Source organism: Lysinibacillus sp. HST-98 (genome assembly GCF_016757845.1).
Classification (GTDB): Bacteria; Bacillota; Bacilli; order Bacillales_A; family Planococcaceae; genus Lysinibacillus; species Lysinibacillus capsici.
Genome location: NZ_JAENHX010000004.1, coordinates 14,302 through 38,785 on the forward strand (window position 1 = coordinate 14,302; position 24,484 = coordinate 38,785).

General features: G+C 37.6%; 20 protein-coding genes and 1 other annotated feature. Of the genes, 5 read left to right on the forward strand and 15 right to left on the reverse strand.

Annotated features, from left to right (window positions below):
- Nucleotides 1–275: 275 nt before the first annotated feature.
- From pepF to spxA, 4 genes are all read right to left on the reverse strand, one after another.
- The gene (gene pepF, locus JIN86_RS11060; protein ID WP_202341944.1) at nt 276–2,093 is read right to left on the reverse strand and encodes an oligoendopeptidase F; all 1,818 of its coding nucleotides are present in this window, start codon (nt 2,091–2,093) and stop codon (nt 276–278) included.
- 51 nt (nt 2,094–2,144) lie between these two features.
- The gene (locus JIN86_RS11065) at nt 2,145–3,263 is read right to left on the reverse strand and encodes a competence protein CoiA (RefSeq protein ID WP_202341945.1); all 1,119 of its coding nucleotides are present in this window, start codon (nt 3,261–3,263) and stop codon (nt 2,145–2,147) included.
- A gap of 194 nt (nt 3,264–3,457) precedes the next feature.
- A complete protein-coding gene (gene mecA / locus JIN86_RS11070) occupies nt 3,458–4,126 on the reverse strand; it encodes an adaptor protein MecA (RefSeq protein ID WP_004227456.1) in 669 nt (222 codons plus the stop codon).
- Between the two features lie 432 nt (nt 4,127–4,558).
- On the reverse strand, nt 4,559–4,954 hold the full coding sequence (gene spxA / locus JIN86_RS11075; protein ID WP_025116803.1) for a transcriptional regulator SpxA: 396 nt from the start codon (nt 4,952–4,954) through the stop codon (nt 4,559–4,561).
- Between the two features lie 491 nt (nt 4,955–5,445).
- Nucleotides 5,446–5,667 (forward strand) — a binding site (T-box leader).
- 115 nt (nt 5,668–5,782) lie between these two features.
- On the opposite strand from spxA, the gene trpS reads away from it, so the two are divergent.
- The gene (trpS, locus tag JIN86_RS11080; protein WP_004227460.1) at nt 5,783–6,772 is read left to right on the forward strand and encodes a tryptophan--tRNA ligase; all 990 of its coding nucleotides are present in this window, start codon (nt 5,783–5,785) and stop codon (nt 6,770–6,772) included.
- A gap of 2 nt (nt 6,773–6,774) precedes the next feature.
- On the opposite strand, the gene JIN86_RS11085 is transcribed toward trpS, so the two are convergent.
- The 3 genes from JIN86_RS11085 to JIN86_RS11095 form a co-directional block, all read right to left on the reverse strand.
- Complete coding sequence (locus tag JIN86_RS11085; protein WP_004227464.1) at nt 6,775–6,996, reverse strand: YuzI family membrane protein; 222 nt, start codon at nt 6,994–6,996, stop codon at nt 6,775–6,777.
- A gap of 106 nt (nt 6,997–7,102) precedes the next feature.
- Nucleotides 7,103–8,344, reverse strand: a complete 1,242-nt coding sequence (gene fabF, locus JIN86_RS11090) for a beta-ketoacyl-ACP synthase II (protein WP_202341946.1) — start codon at nt 8,342–8,344, stop codon at nt 7,103–7,105.
- Between the two features lie 30 nt (nt 8,345–8,374).
- Nucleotides 8,375–9,313, reverse strand: coding sequence for a beta-ketoacyl-ACP synthase III (locus JIN86_RS11095; RefSeq protein WP_048392032.1), 939 nt, complete (start codon nt 9,311–9,313; stop codon nt 8,375–8,377).
- 465 nt (nt 9,314–9,778) lie between these two features.
- Between JIN86_RS11095 and JIN86_RS11100 the strand changes: the two genes are divergently transcribed.
- Entirely contained in the window at nt 9,779–9,973 is a 195-nt protein-coding gene (locus JIN86_RS11100) for a YjzD family protein (RefSeq protein ID WP_004227469.1), read from the forward strand.
- A 49-nt stretch (nt 9,974–10,022) separates the two neighbouring features.
- Here JIN86_RS11100 and JIN86_RS11105 read toward each other — a convergent pair whose 3' ends face one another.
- The gene (locus tag JIN86_RS11105) at nt 10,023–12,149 is read right to left on the reverse strand and encodes an ATP-dependent Clp protease ATP-binding subunit (RefSeq protein ID WP_004227472.1); all 2,127 of its coding nucleotides are present in this window, start codon (nt 12,147–12,149) and stop codon (nt 10,023–10,025) included.
- Nucleotides 12,150–12,418: 269 nt separating this feature from the next.
- Here JIN86_RS11105 and JIN86_RS11110 point away from each other — a divergent pair, with 269 nt between their 5' ends.
- Nucleotides 12,419–13,105 carry a Crp/Fnr family transcriptional regulator gene (locus JIN86_RS11110; protein WP_004227475.1) on the forward strand — a complete coding sequence of 229 codons (687 nt, stop codon included), beginning with the start codon at nt 12,419–12,421 and terminating at the stop codon, nt 13,103–13,105.
- A 61-nt stretch (nt 13,106–13,166) separates the two neighbouring features.
- On the opposite strand, the gene JIN86_RS11115 is transcribed toward JIN86_RS11110, so the two are convergent.
- Together JIN86_RS11115 and JIN86_RS11120 are read right to left on the reverse strand one after the other, a co-directional pair.
- Complete coding sequence (locus JIN86_RS11115; protein WP_004227477.1) at nt 13,167–13,475, reverse strand: metal-sulfur cluster assembly factor; 309 nt, start codon at nt 13,473–13,475, stop codon at nt 13,167–13,169.
- 53 nt (nt 13,476–13,528) lie between these two features.
- Nucleotides 13,529–14,293, reverse strand: a complete 765-nt coding sequence (locus JIN86_RS11120; protein ID WP_004227479.1) for a prolyl oligopeptidase family serine peptidase — start codon at nt 14,291–14,293, stop codon at nt 13,529–13,531.
- 121 nt (nt 14,294–14,414) lie between these two features.
- On the opposite strand from JIN86_RS11120, the gene JIN86_RS11125 reads away from it, so the two are divergent.
- Both JIN86_RS11125 and JIN86_RS11130 read left to right on the forward strand, forming a co-directional pair.
- Nucleotides 14,415–15,224, forward strand: a complete 810-nt coding sequence (locus JIN86_RS11125; protein WP_004227480.1) for a Cof-type HAD-IIB family hydrolase — start codon at nt 14,415–14,417, stop codon at nt 15,222–15,224.
- Nucleotides 15,225–15,362: 138 nt separating this feature from the next.
- A complete protein-coding gene (locus JIN86_RS11130) occupies nt 15,363–16,220 on the forward strand; it encodes a DegV family protein (RefSeq protein WP_004227482.1) in 858 nt (285 codons plus the stop codon).
- Between the two features lie 50 nt (nt 16,221–16,270).
- Here the strand turns inward: JIN86_RS11130 and JIN86_RS11135 are convergent, their stop codons facing one another.
- From JIN86_RS11135 to addA, 5 genes are all read right to left on the reverse strand, one after another.
- Entirely contained in the window at nt 16,271–17,734 is a 1,464-nt protein-coding gene (locus tag JIN86_RS11135; RefSeq protein WP_202341947.1) for an alpha-amylase family glycosyl hydrolase, read from the reverse strand.
- Nucleotides 17,735–17,918: 184 nt separating this feature from the next.
- Nucleotides 17,919–18,287 carry a YisL family protein gene (locus JIN86_RS11140; protein ID WP_004227486.1) on the reverse strand — a complete coding sequence of 123 codons (369 nt, stop codon included), beginning with the start codon at nt 18,285–18,287 and terminating at the stop codon, nt 17,919–17,921.
- A 201-nt stretch (nt 18,288–18,488) separates the two neighbouring features.
- On the reverse strand, nt 18,489–19,391 hold the full coding sequence (locus JIN86_RS11145) for a fumarylacetoacetate hydrolase family protein (protein ID WP_004227489.1): 903 nt from the start codon (nt 19,389–19,391) through the stop codon (nt 18,489–18,491).
- Between the two features lie 124 nt (nt 19,392–19,515).
- Complete coding sequence (locus JIN86_RS11150; protein ID WP_202341948.1) at nt 19,516–20,682, reverse strand: DUF418 domain-containing protein; 1,167 nt, start codon at nt 20,680–20,682, stop codon at nt 19,516–19,518.
- 82 nt (nt 20,683–20,764) lie between these two features.
- Nucleotides 20,765–24,484: a helicase-exonuclease AddAB subunit AddA gene (addA, locus tag JIN86_RS11155; protein WP_202341949.1), complete on the reverse strand. Its 3,720-nt coding sequence runs from the start codon at nt 24,482–24,484 to the stop codon at nt 20,765–20,767.

A 24,484-nucleotide genomic window follows, 5' to 3' on the forward strand; every position in this document is an offset into this window, starting at 1 on the left:
GGATGGGAGAAATGTTCACGTTCAAACAAAGGGGTGTATGTTTGTTTTGTGATTTATTTCACAAGAATTACTCTATCATGGAATAATATATTTAGCAATGAAACCAATACTAGATTCACAAATTTGTCAAATAGAAAGCGATTACAAACAGTATTTTTCCAAGATGTACACTTTTAAACTATTTAGAAATCAAAAAAAAACATTATTCTTTCCTTTCAATTTATGGTGTTTATAAAAAGAATTGGGCTATAGGAACATTCCTATAGCCCATTTAATTAGTTATTTAACAATAATTTTTCCAATTCATTTAAACGTTCTTCAAATACTTTACATGCATCTTCAATTGGCTTAGCTACGTTCATATCAACGCCTGCTGCCTTTAATACCTCAATAGGGAAATCAGAGCATCCCGCTTTTAAGAAGTTATTAATATAACGTTCTACAGCTGGTGCACCCTCCTCTAATATTTGTTTACTTAATGCTGTAGCGGCTGATTTACCAGTCGCATACTGATAAACATAGTAATTATAGTAGAAGTGTGGAATACGAGCCCATTCTAAGCCGATTTCCTCATCTACCACCATATCATCACCGAAGTACTTTTTGTTTAATTCATAGTAAACTTCTGTTAAACGATCTGCTGTCAAGGATTCACCGTTCTTATCCATCTGATGAATAAGATGTTCGAACTCCGCAAACATTGTTTGTCTAAATACAGTACTTCTGAAGCCATCTAGCCAATGGTTTAATAAGTATATTTTTTGTTGTGGATCATCAATTGTTTTCAGTAAATAGTCATTTAATAACTCTTCATTGCAAGTAGAAGCAACCTCTGCCACAAAAATAGAATAGTCTCCATAAACAAATGGCTGGTTGTTGCGTGAATAATAACTATGAACACTATGGCCAAATTCATGTGCTAATGTAAATAGATTGTTCACATTGTCCTGCCAATTCATTAAAATATACGGATTTGTACCATAGGCGCCTGAAGAATAGGCTCCACTACGCTTCCCTTTATTTTCTAAAACATCGACCCAACGGTTATCCAGTCCGTTTTGAACGATGCTTTGATATTCTTCCCCTAACGGAGCTAAAGCTTTTACTAAAATATCTTTCGCTTCATCATAAGAGACTTTCATTTCCACCTCTTTAACTAGTGGCGCAAATAAATCCCACATATGCAATTCGTCTACACCCAATAATTTCTTTCGCAACGAAATATAACGTTGCATAGCTGGTAAGTGCTTATGAATTGTTTCCACCAGCTGATCATAAACATTCTCAGGAATGAAGTTATTAGACATGGCAGCGTGGCGTGCAGATTCATAATGACGAATTCGAGCACTTACATTATGCTTCTTCACATTACCAGTTAGTGTAGCCGAAAACGTATTTTTAAACTTGCCATATGTTTCGTACATAGCTTTAAATGCGCCTTCACGTACAGAGCGATCCTTGCTCTCTAAAAACTTGATATAATTACCATGCGTAAGTTGTACTTCTTCTCCCTCTTCATTTTTCACATGAGGGAATACCATATCGGCATTGTTTAACATGCTGAATGTATTCGAAGCCGTACCTGTCACCTCAGACATTTGCGCTAGCAATGCCTCCTGTTCGGCTGGTAATACATGTGGACGTGCCATTGTAATTTCTTTTAAAGATTGTTTATATAGTTGTAGGTCTTGATTTTCTGTTAAGTAGCGTTCAATCGTTTCTTCACTTAATGTCAGAATTTCTGGCGTTAAATAGGAAAGGCCAGCTGAGATACTCGTTGCCAATGTTTGAATACGGCTGTTCATATCTTGATAAAAGCTATTTGTCGTATCTTGATCATAGCGCATATGAGCATATGTGTAGAGCTTCATTGCACGTTCATATATATGATCATGATACTGCAAAGCTGCTAATAATGCCTCTGCCCCATTATTTAAAGTACCTGCATAGCTAGGTGCTTGTTTAGCATGCTCTGCAACCTCCTTCAATTCCTCTTCCCAAGCTTCATCTGTTGCAAAGATGTCTTCTAAGCGCCATGTTAATTCTTCTGGTACTTCTTTTCTAACCAAAACCTGATTACTGTTACTAGCCATATATGCCAGCCCCCTTTATATGTGCTTTTTTCCTTTTACTCTCATATTTTCTCAGTATATTGTGGCAATTGCAAATAAATGTACATAGACTTGCTCACAATTATCTAGTAAACCATCCTCATGTTGCATACGCTTAAGAAGATACCCATAATTTTGAATAGCTCTTAGTGCTTGTTCGGTTACTTCTAGCTGATACTTGCATAAAAAGTTTTCCATCTGCCCTTTTGTTAATTCAAATGGAAGACGTCCTAATTGTTTACTAAAATAAAACAGCAGTATTTGCCATTCGCTCGTAAACAAAGGGATAGCTGCGCCTTCTTTCACTGGAATTCCAATGTATGGTGGCAGAGCAGTAAGAGACAGATTTAATTCATAGCAATTACGTAAAAATGGATCTTGTGCCCCCTTCTTGCTATGTATAAGACGACTATACGCAAATTGCCTACAAGCCTGTTTATAGAGCTGCCAATAGCGTTGAAATTCTTCTTGGGTAATACGTTGAGGTCTATAAAACGGGAAATATTGTTGATTGATCGAAATTTTCTGTACTTTACCTATGAAAGTATGCCCGTGAACATGAAGAAGATTCGTCCAATAAACAAACTGGGCTGTCACCGCGTTGTACGTCAGTAAATATGGTAAATCCGTTGTCGTTATAAACGCTTTTTGCAGCAATGGAGAGATTCTAATTTTTCTGATGCCATTGACGGCTTCTTTACTTTGGGGAGTTTGAAAAAGCCAAATTGCTTGTATATCGTTTCTTTCATAGCCCATTGTTCGTTGGTGCCATTTTTCATGAGAGATTGTACTACATTGAAATTCAACTGCAAACTGCTCCTTATCGCGTGTAACAAGCAAATCTGGGCGCTGAGAAAGCTCCTTTAAATATGGTTCTAGTTCCACCTGATGTCCATGCTTTTGGAGCCACTCATATAATTGCACTTTACCTTGTAAATGTAATTTAGATTCACCTTCTGCGAATAGCTGTGAACATTGATTTTTTGTGAAGTGAGCAAAGTGGGGAATATTATAGTTACCTATTTTCAATTGAACTTGTTCTAAACATTGAGGACAATAAAATTTCATGTGCTGCCTATATCGCTGTAAAGCTTTCCTCGTATATTGATAAGGGAGAAATAGTTGCTGTTGATTGTTATAGGCAATCAGCATAGTATCAGCTCCTTTTTAGTCAACTATAATAGAATGGATTTTCACAAACAAAAATAAAGCAGTTTTTTCTTGAAATTTTAAAAATGCGCTCTTATTTAGAACTCTGCGATGTTGAAAACATAAAAAAGGACTGTAGCGAAACTCGATTCATTTACGAGTTTCACTACAGTCTAAAATAATTAGTGTTTCATTGCCTATGCAAAGTATTTTCGAACTGTTTCAAAGCAATTGAATTCCATAATTTTTTCACCGTACTCCTCTAGACGATGAATTGTAAAATTGGATGGTGTTAAAAATTCCTTGATAACTGCATTTCTATCATGACGATTTAAATCCTCATCTGCGTTTCCGAAATCAACAACTAGATAGTACCAATTTTCATATTTGAATAATGAGGAATCCACTAATTCGTCTGTCATTCGTTTTGCGACAGGGATTAACTCATCAATATCTTTAAATTTATAAACATAAATGTCTGTATCCATAAATAATTCTGACTCATCCATGTCACCAAATTGAGTTAGTTGGCTAAGAAGATCCTCTCCAACTTCATCGAATGGTGCAAACATATCTTTGTGTTCATCAAAATTCGAATGACCATCTAATGTTTCACCGTCTTTTAAAATATGTGCACGTGTGACAATGATTTCTAAGCCTACTTCAGATGCATTGATATGAATCCAAATCGGACCCTCTACATCAAAATAATCCTCCGTGTTTACTTCATCAATCATATCCCAAAAAAGTTGTTCACCCTTTGCTCGATTGTACCAAATTTCTTCACGACTATAGCCGCGATCCTCTATATCATTGTACGTAATAAAGAGCTTGAGTGTATTTTCATTTACACGTTCGATGTCCACTAGACCTCATCTCCCTTCACTGTCATATGTCGAAAAACAGTTTGTTTCATTAGTATGCTTTTATTCTTTGTTTTTAACCTTCATACTGCATTTGTTTTTCAACCTTTGACCACACTACAGTAAAACCATCGAGTAACCGCAAACATGAATTTTTGTGTTCACAGTTATCTCTAACTCTATTGTATGCTGTTCTGTCATAAAATGAAAAGGATATACACCGTTTCACAGAAGATATTTGAATTATTGAAATTGTAGTAAACTATTTAACTTAAATCAAGTTTAACATACTTTTACGGAAATATATGACTTTTCCCTATTAATTATTATACTTCATATAGAAGGTTTTACAGAAGTAAAACATAAAAAAAGATGTCACAACATGTATTCCACATCTGTAACATCTATTACATATATTATTCAGAATAGAAAGGTTTAATTCACCATTCGTTGCGCTTCTTGTAACTGATATGCTCGAACTTTTCGAGGTAAAAAACGACGAATTTCATCTTCATTGTAGCCAACCTGCAGACGTTTTTCATCTAAAATGATTGGTCTACGTAGTAAGCCCGGATATTCCTGAATTAACTCATATAAACGTTGTAATGGTAAGCTTTCAACGTCCACATTTAATTTTTGGAATATTTTAGAACGAGTGGAAATAATTTCATCAGTTCCGTCTTCTGTCATACGTAAAATTTTTTTTATTTCACTTATGCTAAGCGGTTCAGAAAATATATTACGTTCTGTATATGGAATTTCGTGCTCCTCTAACCACGCTTTCGCTTTACGACAAGAGGTACAACTTGGTGATGTAAATAGGGTTACGATCATTCTGACACATCCTTTCATTTCAAAATCATTATCTATAAACCAGAACCAATGTGTTAAATTAGAATTAATGTAATGTAAAATACACAGTACCATTATACAGTACTCCGCTGTATTTGAATATAGTTCCAATAAAAAAAATCTGAACCTATCCATAAATATTCTGTCTATTTATACAGCTTTCAAATATGGTGTATTTTCTTCAAACTTATGTGCTACTACTACCATTCCCATTTTTAAAGCATTTTAAACATCTAAACAGATAGCTCAGTTGTTCTCATTTAAGAAAAATAATCGAGAAAATTGTCAATCCCACGTGTACATCTAAACAATTTTTTAATAAAAAATTATAAATTTATAACAAAATTACATAACAAAAAAAGCATATAATTTTTTCTAGAAAAAAAACACCGTCAAAAGTCTGACTTTACACAAAGGAATCTTTATAATATAATTCTTTGCAATCAAATCAATTTGAACAATTTAAATTGAGAAAAACGCTGACGAAGAGTAGTACATATGCTAATTCACGTATAGAGAGTCTGTGGTTGCTGTAAACAGATCGTGGATGCATTTGGAATGGACTTCCGAGTTAGCTTTGTGAACGCTACTTGAAGCTATTAGCAAAGCTCGTCCCTTCACGTTACGAAGCTGAGTGGCCTTTTTAGGCAAGCTGGGTGGTACCGCGGATTCAAACATCATTCGTCCCTTCATTAGAAAAAATCTAATGAGGACGCATGATGTTTTTTTGTCTTCATCGCCAAATGGAAAGGTGAAAACAACGCTGTGACACAAGTTACAGAAATTGATTTCGAGGAGGAATTTTTAATGACAACTATTTTTTCTGGCGTACAGCCTACAGGTATCGTAACATTAGGGAACTATTTAGGAGCATTCAAGCAGTTCCCGGCACTACAAGATGAAGGAAACGCTATTTATTGTATCGTTGATCAACATGCCATCACTGTTGCACAAGATCCGAAAGAATTACGAGAAAGTATTCGAAAGCTTGCTGCTACCTATATTGCTACTGGCATTGACCCTAAAAAATCGACCTTATTTATTCAATCAGAGGTGCCAGCGCATGCTCAGGCAGGATGGATGTTACAATGTGTTGCGTCTATCGGTGAGCTAGAACGTATGACACAATTTAAAGATAAATCACATGGTAAGGAAAGCGTATCTGCTGCTCTTTTAACATATCCACCGCTAATGGCCGCGGACATTCTACTTTATAACACAAATATAGTCCCTGTCGGTGATGATCAGAAGCAGCATATTGAGCTAACTCGTGATCTTGCAGAACGCTTTAACAAACGCTTTGGCGATGTTTTAACAATTCCAGAAATTCAATTACCTAAAGCAGGCGCACGCATTAAATCCTTACAAGAGCCAACAAAGAAAATGAGTAAATCAGATCCAAATACGAAAGCGACAATCCGCTTATTAGATACTGCGAAAGACATTGAGAAAAAAATTAAATCAGCTGTAACTGACTCTGACGGCATCGTTGCATTTGATGTGGAAAATAAACCAGGTGTTTCAAATTTATTGACAATCGAATCAGCTATTTCAGGGGTAGCCGTTGAAGATTTAGTCAAAAAATATGAGGGAATTGGTTATGGTGGATTCAAGCAGGGTGTAGCAACAGCAGTAATTGAACACTTAATACCGATTCAAGAAAAATTCTATCATCTTGTAGAATCATCAGAGTTAGATGTCATTCTAGATGAAGGTGCTGAAAAGGCGAATGCGATTGCTAGTGCTACATTAAAACGTATGGAAGATGCTATGGGTCTTGGGCGCGCACGTCGCTAAACTTACGGCTTGTCTGAGGATCGATCAAAGCCCAAATCAAGCACAACTGCGCAGATGATGATACAGGCTCCTACCGCCATATAAAATTCTGTTGTTTGAAAAATAAATTTGAAAACAACCTTCCATGAATAACCTAGTGTGCGGTAATTTAAATACAATATGAGATTCCCTAAAGAGAGGATCATTAAGCCATAACTTACTAAAAATAAAAAGAGACGAAACATAGTAATGGCATCCTTTCTATTTCTTCTTACTTATCATTTATTCACAAAACTATAAAAAAAGACGTCAGCCATTTAAATTTGGCTGACGTTTTTTTATGTTTATCTATTATGCTTCATATTTTTTGAATAGGAGACTTGCATTATGACCACCAAAACCAAGAGAATTACTCATTGCATATTGAATATTTGCTTCTCTTGCTTCGTTTGGAACATAATCTAAATCACATTCAGGATCAGGATCTTTTAAATTGATTGTAGGTGGTAAAATCCCTTCTTTAAGGGCTAATGCTGTGAAAATAGCTTCCACACCACCTGCTGCTCCTAATAAGTGACCCGTCATAGATTTTGTTGAGCTCATTGCAAGGTTATAGGCATGATCACCAAAAGCAGTTTTCACAGCTTGTGTTTCGAATAAATCGTTATATGGCGTACTTGTACCATGGGCATTAATATAATCAACTTGTGATGGCTCTACGCCACCATCTATTAACGCTTGCGTCATCGCACGTGCTGCACCTTCACCCTCTGGAGCTGGAGCTGTAATGTGATGCGCATCCCCTGTTGCACCATAACCTAAGACTTCAGCATAGATTTTGGCACCACGAGCTTTTGCATGTTCATATTCTTCTAAAATGACAATACCCGCTCCTTCTCCGATAATAAAGCCATCACGGTTTTTATCGAATGGGCGACATGCTGCTTGTGGATCTTGATTTAATGATAGTGCTGTATTGGCACAAAAACCTGCAACCGCCATTGTTACGATTGGTGATTCAGCACCACCAGAAATCATAACATCCGCATCCCCACGCTCAATTACTTTAAAGGCATCACCAATAGAGTTTGTGCCTGAAGCACATGCCGTTACAGAACAAGAATTAATCCCCTTTGCACCAAAGTGAATAGAGACTTGGCCCGATGCCATATCAGGAATCATCATTGGGATAAAGAAAGGACTAACACGTCTTGCGCCACGCTCTTGGAATGTTAAAAATTGTTGTTCATATGTTTCCATTCCACCGATACCAGAACCAATCCATACACCTGCACGTGGAGCTAGCTCTTCATCAATTGTTAGCTGTGCATCTTCCATTGCCATAATAGAAGCCGCTAATGCGTATTGTGTGAAGCGATCCATTTTACGTGCTTCTTTACGATCAATGTATTTTTCAATATCAAAGTCCTTTACTTCTGCGGCGATTTTTGCGGCAAAAAGATCTTTATTTAAACGTGTCAGCTCACCAATGCCAGATTTACCAGCTTTAATGTTTGCCCATGTTTCTTCGATGCTATTTCCTAGTGGTGTAACTGCGCCAATTCCTGTAATTACTACTCGTCTTTTACTCATTGTCTTACTCCCCTCAAGCATTTTTCCTACTTATTTTCCCCATCTCATGGCTACGGCACCCCATGTTAAGCCGCCACCAAAACCTACAAGGACTAATAAATCATCCTCTTTAATCTTACCTGCTTCGAGCTCATCTACCAAGGAAATACCAATAGATGCTGCTGAAGTATTTCCATATTTATGAATCGTTTTTGACATTTTTTCTGGTGGTAGCTCTAACCGCTCACGTGCAGATTCCATAATACGTATATTTGCCTGATGTGGCACTAGGAAATCAACATCTTCTTTTGTTAAACCAGCTTTCTCTAATACATTAACAGCCGATTCACCCATTTGTCGAACAGCAAATTTAAACACTTCACGACCATTCATCGCAATTGTATCTTGCTTCGTTAAATAAAGATTCTTTCCACCTGTACCATCTGCACCAAGTTCAAAGGATAGAATACCTCTACCTTCAGAGACTTGCCCAATGATAGCTGCACTGGCACCATCGCCAAATAATACAGCTGTATTGCGATCTTCCCAATCAACGACTTTCGACAGCTTTTCAACACCTACTACTAAGACATATTTATAAGCATTTGCCTCAACAAAGTGCTTTGCTGTCACTAAACTATATATAAATCCTGCACATGCTGCTGCTTGATCCATTGCTGCAGCATTTACTGCTCCGATTTGTTCCTGAATCATACAAGCTACACTTGGAAAAGTTTGATCCTGTGTGACAGTTGCTACAAGAATTAAACCAATTTCCTCAGGCGTAATACCCGCATTTGCAATAGCTTCTTTTGCAGCAGCTACTGCCAAATCTGAAGTTTCCTGATCATCTGCCGCAAAATGACGTTCTTCAATGCCTGTTCGAGTACGAATCCATTCATCAGAAGTATCCATGATTTTTTCCAAATCAAAATTTGTAACGACCTTCTCAGGAACATATTTGCCTATTCCTATAATACCAGCGTTCATATAGCAACCCCTCAGCTTTCTTACTATCAATTATTAGTAACTGGTCATAATTATAACGCATATAAAAGGAATGACGCAAGATGATTTAAAATTTATGCGGCTGAGGGTAGTGTTCTTTGAATATAGAAGTGAAGAATTTTATGGATTGAGGTTATTCTGTTTAGAGCTTTATCTATCGTACATTGTTGAGTTTGTTCATTATTTTTCAAAGCACCTTGCATCATGTATGAGCGGTGTTCTTCCCTTTTGGAGCACTTTTCATTCGCTTAGGAGCGCATTCCCCTATTTCACAGCTGTTCCTAAATACTTTACATTACCAAACATAAAATACTAAATCTCATATTTGTTGTGACAAAATCGCCATGTTTCACATAAATGGTTCATTTTTTTTTGATTTATGTTATGATATGATAATGAATATGAGTAAAACCTTATGATGAAAAAAGTTCGGTTGAGGTGAAATTAATGCAATATATCGTAACGTTCATATGGTCATTCCTACTAGTTTCTATGTTAAACTACGTAGTCAGCTCCGTACTTGGTGTACCATTTGATTTCAAAACTGGGGCAATCGTTTCTGTTGTATTCTCCATCCTTATCTTTATTATTGGAGCAATCATTCCAAACGACCCTACACCAGAAGCTGCAGACCATCATTAATTCAGCTAGAAAAAACCTGTTCAGCTTCATGCCGAACAGGTTTTTTCTGTTATTTTTCCACAACACATTGACCCTCATGCATTTTCACATGCAACGTCTCCCCTGGTAAAACTTCTCCGCGTAAGAGTTCTCTAGCAACGGCTGTTTCGATATGTCGCTGTACAAAGCGTTTTAGTGGTCTTGCTCCAAATTGGGCATCTGCACCTTGCTCTACTACCCAATCAATAACTTCTTGCTCGACAGATAAAGTAATTTCTTGCTCTGCGACACGTTTAATTAATTGCTCCACATACTTCCAGGCAATCGCAGTAAAATGTTTAGTAGATAATGCATGGAAGAAGATGATGTCATCCATTCTGTTTAATAGCTCAGGTTTAAAATGTTGTCGTAGGGCTGACATGACTAAGTCCTCCACAGCGGCATCATTTTCCTTTGCCTCCATTAAATAACTAGAGCCGATATTCGAAGTTAAAATGACTACTGTGTTTGTAAAATTCACTATTCGTCCCTGACTATCTGTAATGCGCCCATCATCTAAAATTTGCAATAGAATGTTCGCCACATCAGGATGAGCTTTTTCAATCTCATCTAGTAGCACCACCGAATAAGGATTTCGGCGAACTGCTTCCGTTAGTTGTCCACCTTCCTCATAGCCCACATAGCCTGGAGGAGCCCCAACAAGTCGAGACACACTATGTTTCTCCATGTATTCACTCATATCAATCCGAATAAAGTGATCTTCTGAATCAAATAACTGTGCAGCAAGTGCCTTGGCAAGTTCTGTTTTACCTACACCAGTTGGACCTAAAAATAAAAAGCTACCAATAGGTCGGTGTGGATCTTTGATACCTGCACGTGCACGCCATACCGCTTCTGTCACTAATTGAACTGCTGTATCTTGTCCAACTACACGTTCATGTAATGTATCCTTTAAACGTAATAGTTTTTCACGCTCACCCTCTACTAATTTTGTTACAGGGATTCCTGTCCAACGTGAAACAATTGCTGCGATTTCATCTGCTGTTACCTCTTCACGTAAGATACGAGATTCTGCACCGTTCTCTAATTCCTTTTCAAGGACCTGAATGTCTTTTTCAAGTGTCGGAATTTTACCATGACGTAATTCAGCAGCTTTATTTAAATCATATTTACTTTCTGCCTCATCTAGATCACGACGATATTTATCCAATGTTTCACGTTTTTTCTGAATATCGTGTAGCTTTTCTTTTTCGGCCTCCCATTGTTGACGCATGCCCTCAGAGGATTCTTTTAACTTTGTTAATTCTTCACGTAATTGCTCCAAACGTTTTTTACTTGCCTCGTCCTTTTCCTTACGCAATGCCTGTTCCTCAATTTCAAGCTGCATAATACGACGTGTGACTGCGTCTAGTTCCTGTGGCATTGAATCAATTTCTGTACGAATCATTGCACAAGCCTCATCAATTAAATCAATGGCCTTATCAGGTAAAAATCGTTCTGTAATATAGCGGTTGGATAGTTCTGCTGCCGCAACAATTGCTCTGTCATGAATACGTACGGCGTGATGTAATTCAAAGCGTTCTTTTAAACCACGTAAAATGGATACTGTATCCTCTATAGATGGCTCACGCACTAGTACTTGCTGGAATCGACGTTCTAAGGCAGGATCCTTTTCAATGTACATACGATATTCGTCTAATGTAGTAGCACCAATACAGTGTAATTCACCACGTGCTAGCATAGGTTTTAGCATATTTCCTGCATCCATAGCGCCATCTGTTTTCCCTGCACCTACGATCGTATGAATTTCATCAATAAATAGAATGATTTGTCCTTCTGATTCTTTTACTTCTTTTAGCACACCTTTTAAGCGTTCTTCAAATTGTCCACGATAACTTGCACCAGCGATTAACGCACTCATATCTAATTCATATAATACGCATTCTTTCAAGCCTTCTGGTACATCACCTTTTACAATACGCTGTGCTAAACCTTCCACAATCGCCGTTTTACCAACTCCTGGTTCACCGATTAATACAGGATTATTTTTCGTTTTACGTGTTAAAATACGAATTACATTTCGAATTTCTTCATCACGCCCAATCACAGGGTCCATCTTGCCATTTTTTACTTCTTCAATTAAATTGCGGCCAAATTGTTCTAATGGTTTTTTATTGTCTGTTTGTTGAAATTGCATAGCTAGCACTCCTTTATTTTCATATTTCTCATTATTTATATACCCACTCTTGTTTATATGAAAAAAGTTTGACCTTTTTTGACTAACTTTATTTTACATCACTCGACAATGCTTAGCAAAGAAATCGCCCTAAAAATTTTTCACTTATTATGGAAGTTTACGTTATAATAATGATATGTTTCTGTGTTTTAGTATCGAAATCCACTATCCTTTTGTAATAATCGCCATTTATTACAAAAAGAAAGCGATGTGTTGGAGATATGGTTTTAATGGATAATATGTTTGAAAAAATTAAAGATCTTTTTCAAAACCACGGTGTTTTTATCAAAGTGAATAAAGGAAATAAAATTTTTCTAGAGGGTGAACGGGCAAAAGAAATTTATTACATCCAATCAGGTGTTATTTCGATTAGCCAAGAATCCGAGACGGGAAAGGAATTAACCATTCGCATTTGTGGCCCTGACAACATAATAGGAGAAGGTTCGTTATTTTGTAATCTTGTCTATAATTCGATGACTGCCAAAGTTTTAGAACCCTCTACGTTGTATGTTTTGAGTCGTAAATCTTTGGAACATTTACTAGAAGAGCAGCCGACTGTTATGGTGGAATACATGAAGTGGCTACAAACAGAAAACTTAAAGCATCAGAGTCGTTTGCGCGATTTAGTGTTAAACGGTAAAAAAGGTGCTCTATTTTCAACGCTCATTCGACTGTCCAATACGTATGGTAAACCTGTAGAAAATGACGCGATTTTTATTGATTTTCAGCTAACAAATACAGAAATTGCAAATTTGTGTGCGACAAGTCGGGAAATGATTAATCGTATGCTGAATGATTTAAAAAAACATGAGATTATCACTTTTGATAAAGGATTTATTACCATTCATGATTTACAATTTTTAAAAAATGAAATTGCCTGTGAAAATTGTCCATTACAAATATGCCGTATTGATTAGTTTCGTTACAAGCAAAAACCCTGCTTATTTTTCAATAAGCAGGGTTTTAAATAATTTTAACTTAACGTACGCCCAATGCCATTTTTGCATAGCGTGACATTTTATCTTTCGACCAAGGTGGATTCCATACAATATTAACATTTGTACTTTTCACTTCAGGAAGTTCCCCTAACGCCGTATTCACTTGATCCACAATGACTGGACCAAGTGGACAACCCATAGATGTTAGTGTCATCGTAACAGTTGCAACACCTTCATCATCTAATTCCACATCATATACTAAACCTAAGTTGACGATATCAATGCCAAGCTCAGGGTCAATTACGTTTTCTAAAGCACCTAACATGCTATCTTTCATATCCTGATCCATTCGTATTTCTCCTTCCATCATAGTGTTAACCTTATCATAGCAGATGCATCCTGTTATGCCAAATGCTGTGCAAGCCATGCTGTAGCTGCTAGCATACCGTCTCGTGGTACAGCATGTCCAGCCCTTTTGTTCACCATGAACTTTAAATATTCAGGGTTTGCTTCATAGTATTCCCGTAATGATTCATAAAATTTATATGTTTCGTGAAAAGGAACTGTTTTATCTAATTCTCCATGCCAAAAGAATACAGGGCGACCCGCGAATTTTTCTGGTGTGAAACTGACATCATATTTAGCAAGGGCTTCATTAATTTTTTCAACGTCTTCCTCTGACATCGGCCAGTTAACTCCGCTTCTAGCAAATTGTTGCAATTGGTATTCACCCAATTTTATAAAACCAGGTGCACCCATGCATATTGCAGCTGTTTGTATCCAATCATAAAGTTTCATACAGCCTGATGTCACGATGCCACCCATTGAAGTGCCTCCTATGCCAATTTTATGACTAGCTAATAAATTTTTATTCTTTAATTCATCATATAATTGTTGTACTTCATGAATAGAATTTAAAACAATGTCCCAAAAATTTAAATTCATTTGCATTTCCGTTAGGCCTTCGCTACGCTCACCATGAAATTTTGCATCTGGCAATAGGACACGCACCCCTTTATGCACCAATTGGTATGCATAGTGTAAGTTATGTTCTTTTGCACTCATAAAGCCATGCAAAAAAATGACTACCGGGGTTTCTTCATTCATCTTGTCTGTATGTATATGTAATAAAGGAATATTTCCCCACACTTCTTTTTCTACAAACATTATTGTCACTCCCAACTATTCTCTCATCTTTATGTTAGCAAACTTTTTTCACTGTGACAAAATTTTGACGAATGTAAGACAAAGAGATACTATTCAAACTATAGGAAAGGGGCAACGAGCTATGAAACCGCATTTAATCGTATTAGACTTAGATGGAACTTTATTAACAGATCAACAACAAATTTCTGCAAAAACAAAAAAAACATTATTGCAGGCTAAGGAACAAGGGCATCAAGTGATGATTGCGACGGGACGTCCATACCGTGCAAGCGATCTTTATTATCATGAACTTGGGCTCACTACACCCATTGTTAATTTTAATGGCGCATATGTGCATCATCCTAAAAATGTCTCTTGGCAACATATGCACACACCAATTGATTTAAGTGTCGTACATGATGTTGTTGATTCTATTAACAGTTATGAATACGAAAATATTATCGCTGAGGTAAAAGATGATATTTATGTCCACACAGAAGACGATCGTATTTTAAATATTTTTAATATGGGTAATCCAAGAATTACACTTGGCGATTTATACACACATCTCTTGGAAAATCCCACAAGTTTGCTGATTCAGGCAAATGAAGCCAATTCGGTTATTATACGTGATCATTTACAGGCAGTGCATGCTGAAGTCATCGAGCATCGTCGCTGGGGCGCACCTCTTCATATTATTGAAATTGTGCGTCGAGGCTTAAATAAAGCTGTTGGCATAGCGCATGTGGCAAAAGATTTAGGTATCCCACGTGAGCGCATCATCGCGTTTGGCGATGAAGACAATGATTTAGAAATGATTGAATATGCTGGACTTGGTGTAGCGATGGGGAACGGTATCTCAAGTCTTAAAAACATAGCTAATGAAGTAACTGCAACGAATAATGATGATGGAATTGCAAAAATACTCATTGAACGCTTGAAATTATCATAGTTAAGTAGTAAGTTCAAGTTAACATTCCATTTTTACCAGTTTAACTTTATTCAGTGGTACCCCTTCCATTTATAGTGAGTATCTACTGAAGAAAGTTAAAAAGCTTTAAAAGTAAGTTGAAATTAGGGGGATAAGAGAATGAAGATTTTTACGGATAGTGGATGTGATCTACCAAAATCTTACTATGAAGAAAATGATGTCGTGCTACTCCCTTTACGAGTGCAATTGAACAACAAAGAATATGAAGATGTGATTTCAATTGATTCCAAAGAGATCTATGATGCAATACGCCAAGGTGCTCAGCCAAAAACATCACAAGTGTCACCTGAGCTCTTTTTGAAGCATTTTGAGGAGTTAGCCAAAAATGATGAAGAAGGTATTTATATCGCTTTTTCATCAGAATTATCAGGCACATATAGTACTGCTCAAATGATTCGCAATCAGGTACTTGAGCAGTATCCTTCCTTAAAACTAGTCATTATCGACTCTAAATGCGCATCACTAGGACATGGCCTTGTTGTGGAAGAAGCTGTTCGACTGCGAAATATAGGAGTATCCCTAGAAGATATGGCCTCTAAAATAAATACCCTTGCACCTCAGGTCGAGCATTTATTTACAGTAGAAGACTTAGATTACCTTGCAAAAGGTGGTCGTGTATCAAAAGCTAGTGCATTTTTAGGCAGCCTTCTTAGTATTAAGCCTATTTTAAATGTAGAAGATGGCAAACTTGTACCGATTGAAAAGTCGCGCGGTCGAAAAAAAGCACTTAATCGGATGTTAGATTTAATGCAGGAGCGTGGTGGCAGCTTTACAAATAAAATCGTAGGTATTAGCCATAGTGACGACGCTGCCTTTGCGAATGAAGCAAAAGCCTCTATCCAGGAGCGTTTTTCACCTCAAGCTGTGCAAATTACCATGATAGGCTCCGCGATCGGCTCACATGTCGGACCTGGGACTATTGCGATTTTCTTCACAAATAAAAGCTTTGAAGGCTAATAAAAAGCATGCTAGGATGGCTCCTGGCATGCTTTTTTGTCTTGTGATTATTATTGGACGTCTTGCTCCTGACGGCGAACTTTTCCTCGTTTAATGATGATGACAACAAAGCCAATAAAGATCACCCATACTAAGCCAAGAGCTACCATATAAGGAGTGTTTAAGCCTTCATCATTGCGAACTTGATAAATTTCAACCATTTCTCGGTCTAAAATAACAGGATAAACTTCTTTTTCATTTATGCGAACTTTTTCCTCATGTAAAATACCGTTCAGCATTTTCCCTTCACCAAGTTGTTCAGGTGTTAAGTCGACGCGTTGTGTTTTACCAGTATTATTAACCATGATTACCCACTTTTCTTCGTCAGAAGAACGTGTAAAGACAAGAAGCCCATTTTTATTTGTAATGACTTCAAAATCACCATTACGTAAAGTAGCTGATTGATTACGTAAAGATTGAACATTTTTAATATAATCAATCAGTTCTTCGTCTGTTTTAAAGTTATAAAGCTGGTGTGTATCTGGTTTTGCTTCCCCATTCATAGCAATTTCTGTCCCGTATTGTACGACAGGAATTCCTGGTAGCATAAATAAAGCACCCATCGCCATTTTTAAGCGGGTAGGTGGGAACATATTTTCATTAGCAGAGTCAAATGTAAAACGATGGGTTTCAAGTGAATCCACCATAATTTGTGTCGGTTTTTCTCCTGTGAAGGGTTCCATTAATTTTGAAGAATCCATATCCACGTTTTTAAATATATTTCGATAGATATCTGCTGTTACAGGTGAGAAAGTTGCATCAAAGTCAGCATCACTTTCTTCATTTGCTATCACATAAAGTGACGTTTTTGTCTCTTTTAATGCAGCTATTACCGCATTGATAAACGCTGTATCAGCCCCTGCGATATTTGTTAAACGAATACCACCGATGTCATATGTAGAAACAAATTCAGTTACTGCTTGAATAAGTGCTTCTTGCACATCCTTATTCGATAAATCCCACTGTACTTGTCCATTATTGGTAGATGCAATCCAATCCGCTTTCGATGCATCCTTTGCCCACTCATGATTTGGACTCACATTTGTAAGTGGAAAATCCACCATAATGGACATATTTTTAGCTTTATAGGCCTCTACAACACTTTGAAATTCTTCCGTTGTTCCAAAATGACGTTCAATTGTAGTATAGCTTGTTGGCATTGATCCATCATATTTCTCTGTAGAAAAAATAGGCCCAATGGAAACAATTGTATAGCCCATCTCACCGATAAATTTCAGTTTATCCTGTAAACCTGTAAAATCGCCCCCCGCAAATTTCGAAGGGTCCTGCGTATTTGTATCAAAATCGTTTGTGCCCGAGCCATTAAAGAAACGGTCAACGAGTAAATCATAGATGCTTTCCTCTGCTATTGTTCTAGTTGCTGATTCATCCGCATGTGCTACTGGTGTACTTACGAATGAAGTTGCTAATAAAAGTGATGCAGCCGTCGCACTTATCCACTTCTTAAATTTCACTGTTATTCCCTCTCTTTCAAACCAATCAACGTCATTTTACCAAATAACTCTGTCACGTCGCTATCTTTTCCAAAGATTTTGCGTAAATGCGAAATGAATTACGACAAAAAGGTGTCAATTCCGTCTTCCCTTTTCATTTACAAAATAAAAGCCGTGAAGCAACTACTTCACGACTTTTAAATCATTATGCTAAGAAATCTTGCCCCATTGGCAGTTTAAATCCTAGGAACAAAGTGATTAATAGGAATACTGCAAATAAAATCCAAAACATAGCTGTTGGTTTATTTTTCTTTTGGCGCACTAATACCATTTCCATCATACCAATTACAAGTATGCCACCTAAGAATTTAAAACCGTAAAGCATACCTTTACCATAGTCCATTGCCTCGATAAATAATGCTCCACCTGTGATGATTATTAATACATAAAACAGACGTAATGTCATATGTAAGCCTTTTGATTGCTTGCCCATTAGTGCCGCAATTAAAAAGATGACAATACCTACTACCCAAGTAGTAATATGCAAATGCGTTTGGCTAGTTAAAAAACTCATGTTTGTCCCACCTCATTCTTTTTCTATCAAACTCTATCCTACCATGCGATGGAAAGGGTTTCAAATATTACAATAGTGTTCACATAATTTACATCATTTAAAACTTGGAATCATTGCATTTCATAGTTTTTACTTCTGTTACTGTGCCTTAAAGAAGTAAAAAATCCGCGGAGTATAGACTCTCGCGGATTGATATCATCATTATTCAAAATGGTTGACTAAAGTACCAATTCCTTGAATGGATACTTTTACTGTATCTCCAGATTTTAAGAATTGCGGCGGGTTCATCCCTTTGCCAACACCAGCTGGCGTACCTGTTAAAATCACATCTCCTGGCTCTAATGTTACATGCTGAGATAGGATGGATACTAACGTTTCAACAGAGAACATCATATCTTTTGTAGAGCCGTTTTGACGTACTTCATCATTGACCTTTGTGACTACTGTTAAGTCTTGTGGATTTGGGATCTCATCCTTTGTCACAAGGTATGGTCCAAGAGGGCAAGTACCATCCAAGCTTTTACCTAAGAAGAATTGTTTATGTTTCTCTTGTAAATCACGAGCTGTTACATCATTGGCAATTGTATAACCAAATACGTAATCAAACGCTAAGTTTTTAGGAATGTTTTTGCCACGTTTACCAATAACGATAGCTAGCTCGCCTTCATAATCCATTTTTGAAGAAAGATCGGCATGAATGGAAATTGTTTGTCCATCTGCTGCAATTGCAGTTGGTGATTTTGTGAATACCATTAAATCCGCTGGTGCTGCTTCTGCACCCATTTCCTTTGCATGTTCATCATAGTTTTTACCAATACACATAATATTTTTAGGTGTACGTGGAATTGGTGAAAGCCATTCGATCTCTGTAAATTCACGTTTAAAACTATTAGCATTATCTGATTTTTCTGCTGCTTCTACTAATTTACGAATCTGTTCCACAAAATCAAAGCCTAAAGCAATGCCATCCACGATTGAACTTGAAAAAGAAGGGAGAACTTGAAGTTCACTTTGAATAGCGAGTACATCCCATACCGCTTCTTCTTTTTTTACTTTTGGTCCAAAGCTTACATGTCCACCTAATTTGAATGATAAAATTTTCATGATTGAAAGAGCTCCTTCTTTTTTCTACATAATACAACAATATGATAGAAATTACCTCATTTTTGCGACAACATTTTTATAAGTTGTTATATCTTCATAAAATATGCATGTGAAGAGGAATATATTAACGCACTTCTATTTTTTGCTTATATGTTAATTTACGCCATATTGTCTCTAACGGCCCTTGTTTCCACTTAGATAACCAAATTTCTGCTATGATCATTTGCACAACAATAATACCGACAGCAATTAATACCCCTGTTTCTACACTTACTTTACCATACCAACCAAAGCCAAATTGGTAGAATAAACAAGTACCTATAATAGATTGAAGAATATACATCGTTAATGACATTCGTCCAATTTTTGCAAAAGGACTAAGTAGCTTTGGCATTATTGGCATTAAGCAAAGTAACACAATAACTCCAATATAGCCCACCGATAGAACTGGACCCCCTATGTATACCTTTAAATAATCTAGTAAATATGTTCTTGTAAACATTATAGATAAGCTTTTTATACCAATACCGATGACCAATCCAGCAATTGCAAACGTCAGCCAGAGCCACTTCAATTCTTTAGCCCGTTCTACTAAACGCCATTTAGAGGCAGCAGCACCTATTAACATATACGGTAAAATCGTGAACAGTGCGACAAACCACATCTCGATACCTGCCTGCGTCGATAAATCTGTTAAGCGTTGCATAAAGGCATCTACCCAGTTCCCTGTCCCATAAGCCGTGATGGCCTTCTCTACTGATACGATATCTAAGTAATCATCTACTTTTGTATTAAAATTTACAATCCCTACTACAAAGAGCATAAAAGCTTGCATCAAGCCATTAATAATCAAAGCACTCGCTAATAGCCAGATAGGACTCAAACGTAGTAAAAGCACTAAGAAAACGCCACAAAATGCATACATCATTAAGATGTCGCCCCACCAAATTAGCACAGCATGGATAAAACCAAAGGCAAACAGGATGGACAGTCTACGAAGCCCCAGCGTATAAAAGTTTTGGTCACGACTTTGTGCCTTTTGCCACTGCATGGCTAGCCCATAACCAAATAGCATGGCAAAAAGCGGGTAAAAGCTACCTTGCACATAAATATCAATATTTTTCTGCCAAACAATATCCGATGGGGTTGTAAACCATGATGCCAAATCAATATGCGGCATTGGCAAATAAAAGGTATACATATTTACAAGTAAGATACCTACTAAACTAATACCTCGTAAAATATCTAATGTTGCTATTCGTTCCTGCAACATTGTTGGTTTTAACTCCACAAAATAGCCTCCTCTTGACTAGCAGCTATGGTGAAAGCAGGGCAAGAAAAAACTTTGCCCCACTTTGCCCGTAACAAGTTCTTTATGCATGTATGGTCTGTTCATTATCGAATAAAAATAATACTTTATCGCTCACCTTGATGTGTAAAATAGATTCAATGGCTTCGCTATAAACACGAAGCTGTACGGCATAACGACCTAGTATTTCTTTTGACAGGGCTGGCTCCTGCGCAAAATGAGATTGTATACGATCCGTTTTATAATCCAACAAGACCCAATTACCGTATTCATCCTCAAATAGGCAGTCAATGATCCCTTGCACAATTTGAGCATCACCATCTTCATCGATTCTACTAATTGTAAACGGCATTTCTCTACGTATCTGCCTTGCTCGTTGAAAGCGTTGCCCTATTTCTGTCTCAAAAAAATGATAAATTTTCGCTTGTGGAACTACTTTGCCCTCCGCCTCTGTTAAAAGCTGTCTTGCCACTAAATCCTCCACAAAGTCCCTTACAGCATTGATATGACTAAAGCCATATTGAGGGACATGCTGCATCACTGTGTGCACAGCTGTACCAATTTCAGCACTAGTTAGTTGTTGCTCCTGTAAAAAAGCGGGTCGAGGTGCAATGGACGAAGTCTTTTGCTTGATAGGAGAGGCAAAATAAAATTCAGGTTCCTCCTGGCGCTGTAAATTTTCTAATCGCTTTATCTCACTAACAGATGTTTTGGCGCGCTTTCTTGTAGATTTTTGATAGACATACTGCGCTTGAAAGCGGGTAGTGATTTCAGCCAGCAAGTCCTCATCCTCTTGCATCGCAAGCACTTGCTGTACTTCATCGCCCATCGCCTCCTCTATCTCATATGAATAATGCTTTGTCTCGATGGCTTGAACCCACCAATGTGATTGATCATCCAGTTCTTTATAAGATGTGCTTGCTACTGTTGCAAAATCTGCATGTCTTGCTACTGCTGGGCCAACCCAGTCCAAATAACTATTAGCTCTTGCACGTAAATATTCTTGAAGCGGTGCATTCATTGGTAAACTTTGTGCGTCCTGCCAGTTGTCCCGTGTTTTCTCCCAGTTCTTCACTGAGCCTACTAAAATCAAACGCTCCTTCGCACGCGTCATTGCAACATATAAGACACGCATTTCTTCTGCACGCATCTCCAGTTCTTTTTTCTCCTTCAATGCTAAAAACGGTAACGATGTATAGGTGATACGATTTTCAGGATCAATGGCCTTAACAGCTAGTCCAAAATCTTGATCAAACAAATAAGGCTGATGAAAATCCATTTTATTAAACGGACGTCCCATTCCTGCTACAAAGACGACTGGATATTCTAAACCTTTGGAAGAGTGTATTGTCACCAGACGTACTACATCATCCTTTTCGCCAATTGATTTGGCCGTACCTAAATCATCGCCACGCGTACGCATACGATCAATAAAGCGTAAAAAACGGAATAGTCCTCGAAATGCCGTTTTTTCATACATTAACGCACGATCATGTAATACGCGTAGATTTGCCTGACGCTGTTTGCCATTCGGCATTGCCCCAACCATTTCATAATAATGTGTATCTAAATAAATTTTCCAGATTAAATCTGATAATGATCCTCGACGTGCTAAATCACGCCAATTTTCAAAGGCCAACATAAAGCGTTGCAACTTCTCAAATGTAGTGGTTTGCACACCATGTCCTTCACTACGAATAAATTGTCGTAAAGCATCATAAAAAGGTACCTTTTGATCGGCTAAACGTATTTTCGCCAGCTCATTTTCTGTTAAACCAACAAACGGTGCGCGCAGTACAGAGGCTAAGGGGATATCCTGATAGGGATTATCGACTACCTTCAGGACATTTAACATAATCATTACTTCGAGTGCGTCAAAATAGCCTTTAGATGATTCTGCATAGAGTGGAATCCCTGCCAGCTTAAATTCCTCCACTAAGTCTGTTGACCATGTCATCGAGCGCATTAAAATCACAATATCACTATACTTTAATGGTCGCTCTGTTTTTGTTTTCGTATCGTATACAGTTGTTCCATCCTCCATCATCTGACGTATACGATCGATAATAAATCGTGCCTCATATTGTGATTTTTTTAATTCCTCTAGCTCCGTTGCCTCATTGCTTAGTTCTTCCAGCTCTTCTGTTGTTTCCTCTTCTTGCGGTGGATGCAATACGACCAGCTCAACAGGTATTTCTTTCTCATCATATGGCGCAGCAGGCTTTAGTGACGCATTGTCATCATAAGAAATTTCACCAACACGCTCACCCATAATTTGTGCAAAAACATAGTTTGTAGCATTTAATACTTCTTTTCGGCTTCGGAAGTTAGCGTTTAAATCTATTCGCATCCCCGTTGAATCAGGTGACTCCAAGTATTCACTATATTTTCTCATAAAAAGCTTTGGCTCAGCTAATCGGAAACGGTAAATACTTTGTTTAACATCCCCAACCATAAAAAGGTTGCCATCTTTTTCTTCACCCGTTTTGACAAGCTGTAAGATGGTTTCCTGTAGCATATTGGTATCCTGATATTCATCCACAAGTACTTCTTTAAAACGCTTTTTCATATCTAGTGCAACCGGTGATGGATGAAGCGCACCATCTATCTCTACCGTTAAAATTTGAAGTGCATAATGCTCCAAATCTGAAAAGTCAATGATTCCCCGTTCCAACTTGGCTAGTCGAAATTGTTCACTAAATGTAGTGGTCAATTCAACTAGCGTAGTAATGGTCGGTGCCATTAATCTTATTTCCTCAAGTAGCCGTGCAGGCGTACGAATAAAATATGTCTCCTTGATTTTATTCATCATTTTTTTGGCTGCTTCTCGTTTTTTCTTCGCCAGCTCCTGTAGCTCTACATTAACTAGTGCATCCTTCGATACCCGCTTTAAGGTAGACCATTTTACCGTTGCAAAATAATCAAATAGCTCCTGCCATGTCCCACTTTGACTAATGCGAATCCCTTCCTGAATCATAGCAAAATCTACCTCTGCCGTTTCTGCATAGGGTGCAGGTCCATCTGGCAGTAATGTAATTGTGCGCATTTCAGAAATTAACATAAACGCCTCTTCCAGGCTATGACGTACGGTTAATTTGACGTATTGAGATAGCTCTAAATCATCTATTGTTACTTCATCAGCTAATTCATATGCTTTCGGCAGGCCCCAAAGCCATTTTTGAGGCTCGGCATGGACACGAGACGTATCATAAAGTTTACTAATCAGTGTTTCAATGGCTTGATCATCACGATCTGAGGTAAAGCTATCGACAAGACGATAGATGGCTTGTACGTGATCCTCATCCTCAGAATCGTAGGCATCTTCTAAAACTTCTGCTAAAACATCATCTCGCAATAATGCTATTTCTGCTTCATTGGCAATACGAAAGCCTGGGTCTATATCAAGTAAGTACGCAAATTGCTTCACAATTGCTAAACAGAAGGAATGCAATGTCGAAATTTGTGCTTTATTAACAAGACTAAGCTGCCGTCTTAAATGATTAGATGTTGGATTTTCTGCTATCGCCTTTTCTAATGCCTCAGACATACGATGACGCATTTCAGCGGCTGAGGCATTTGTAAAGGTCACTACCAATAGTTCATCTACATTGATCGGATTTTCAGTAGCAATGACTTTTTCAATCATACGATTGATCAGAACCGCTGTTTTCCCAGACCCTGCTGCAGCCGATACAAGCGTATCTTGACCGCTAGTATAAATGGCCTTCCACTGATCGTCTGTCCATGTGACATCTACTGGCTTAACAGGAATTGTTTGTACCAT

Excerpts from the sequence above, each read along its gene's own strand:
- pepF (WP_202341944.1), bottom strand. The coding sequence starts at position 2,093 with ATGGCTAGTAACAGTAATCAGGTTTTGGTTAGAAAAGAAGTACCAGAA.
- JIN86_RS11065 (WP_202341945.1), bottom strand. The coding sequence starts at position 3,263 with ATGCTGATTGCCTATAACAATCAACAGCAACTATTTCTCCCTTATCAA.
- trpS (WP_004227460.1), top strand. The coding sequence starts at position 5,783 with ATGACAACTATTTTTTCTGGCGTACAGCCTACAGGTATCGTAACATTA.
- JIN86_RS11085 (WP_004227464.1), bottom strand. The coding sequence starts at position 6,996 with ATGTTTCGTCTCTTTTTATTTTTAGTAAGTTATGGCTTAATGATCCTC.
- fabF (WP_202341946.1), bottom strand. The coding sequence starts at position 8,344 with ATGAGTAAAAGACGAGTAGTAATTACAGGAATTGGCGCAGTTACACCA.
- JIN86_RS11095 (WP_048392032.1), bottom strand. The coding sequence starts at position 9,313 with ATGAACGCTGGTATTATAGGAATAGGCAAATATGTTCCTGAGAAGGTC.
- JIN86_RS11100 (WP_004227469.1), top strand. The coding sequence starts at position 9,779 with ATGCAATATATCGTAACGTTCATATGGTCATTCCTACTAGTTTCTATG.
- JIN86_RS11105 (WP_004227472.1), bottom strand. The coding sequence starts at position 12,149 with ATGCAATTTCAACAAACAGACAATAAAAAACCATTAGAACAATTTGGC.
- JIN86_RS11110 (WP_004227475.1), top strand. The coding sequence starts at position 12,419 with ATGGATAATATGTTTGAAAAAATTAAAGATCTTTTTCAAAACCACGGT.
- JIN86_RS11115 (WP_004227477.1), bottom strand. The coding sequence starts at position 13,475 with ATGGATCAGGATATGAAAGATAGCATGTTAGGTGCTTTAGAAAACGTA.
- JIN86_RS11120 (WP_004227479.1), bottom strand. The coding sequence starts at position 14,293 with ATGTTTGTAGAAAAAGAAGTGTGGGGAAATATTCCTTTATTACATATA.
- JIN86_RS11125 (WP_004227480.1), top strand. The coding sequence starts at position 14,415 with ATGAAACCGCATTTAATCGTATTAGACTTAGATGGAACTTTATTAACA.
- JIN86_RS11130 (WP_004227482.1), top strand. The coding sequence starts at position 15,363 with ATGAAGATTTTTACGGATAGTGGATGTGATCTACCAAAATCTTACTAT.
- JIN86_RS11140 (WP_004227486.1), bottom strand. The coding sequence starts at position 18,287 with ATGAGTTTTTTAACTAGCCAAACGCATTTGCATATTACTACTTGGGTA.
- JIN86_RS11145 (WP_004227489.1), bottom strand. The coding sequence starts at position 19,391 with ATGAAAATTTTATCATTCAAATTAGGTGGACATGTAAGCTTTGGACCA.
- addA (WP_202341949.1), bottom strand. The coding sequence starts at position 24,484 with ATGGTACAAACAATTCCTGTTAAGCCAGTAGATGTCACATGGACAGAC.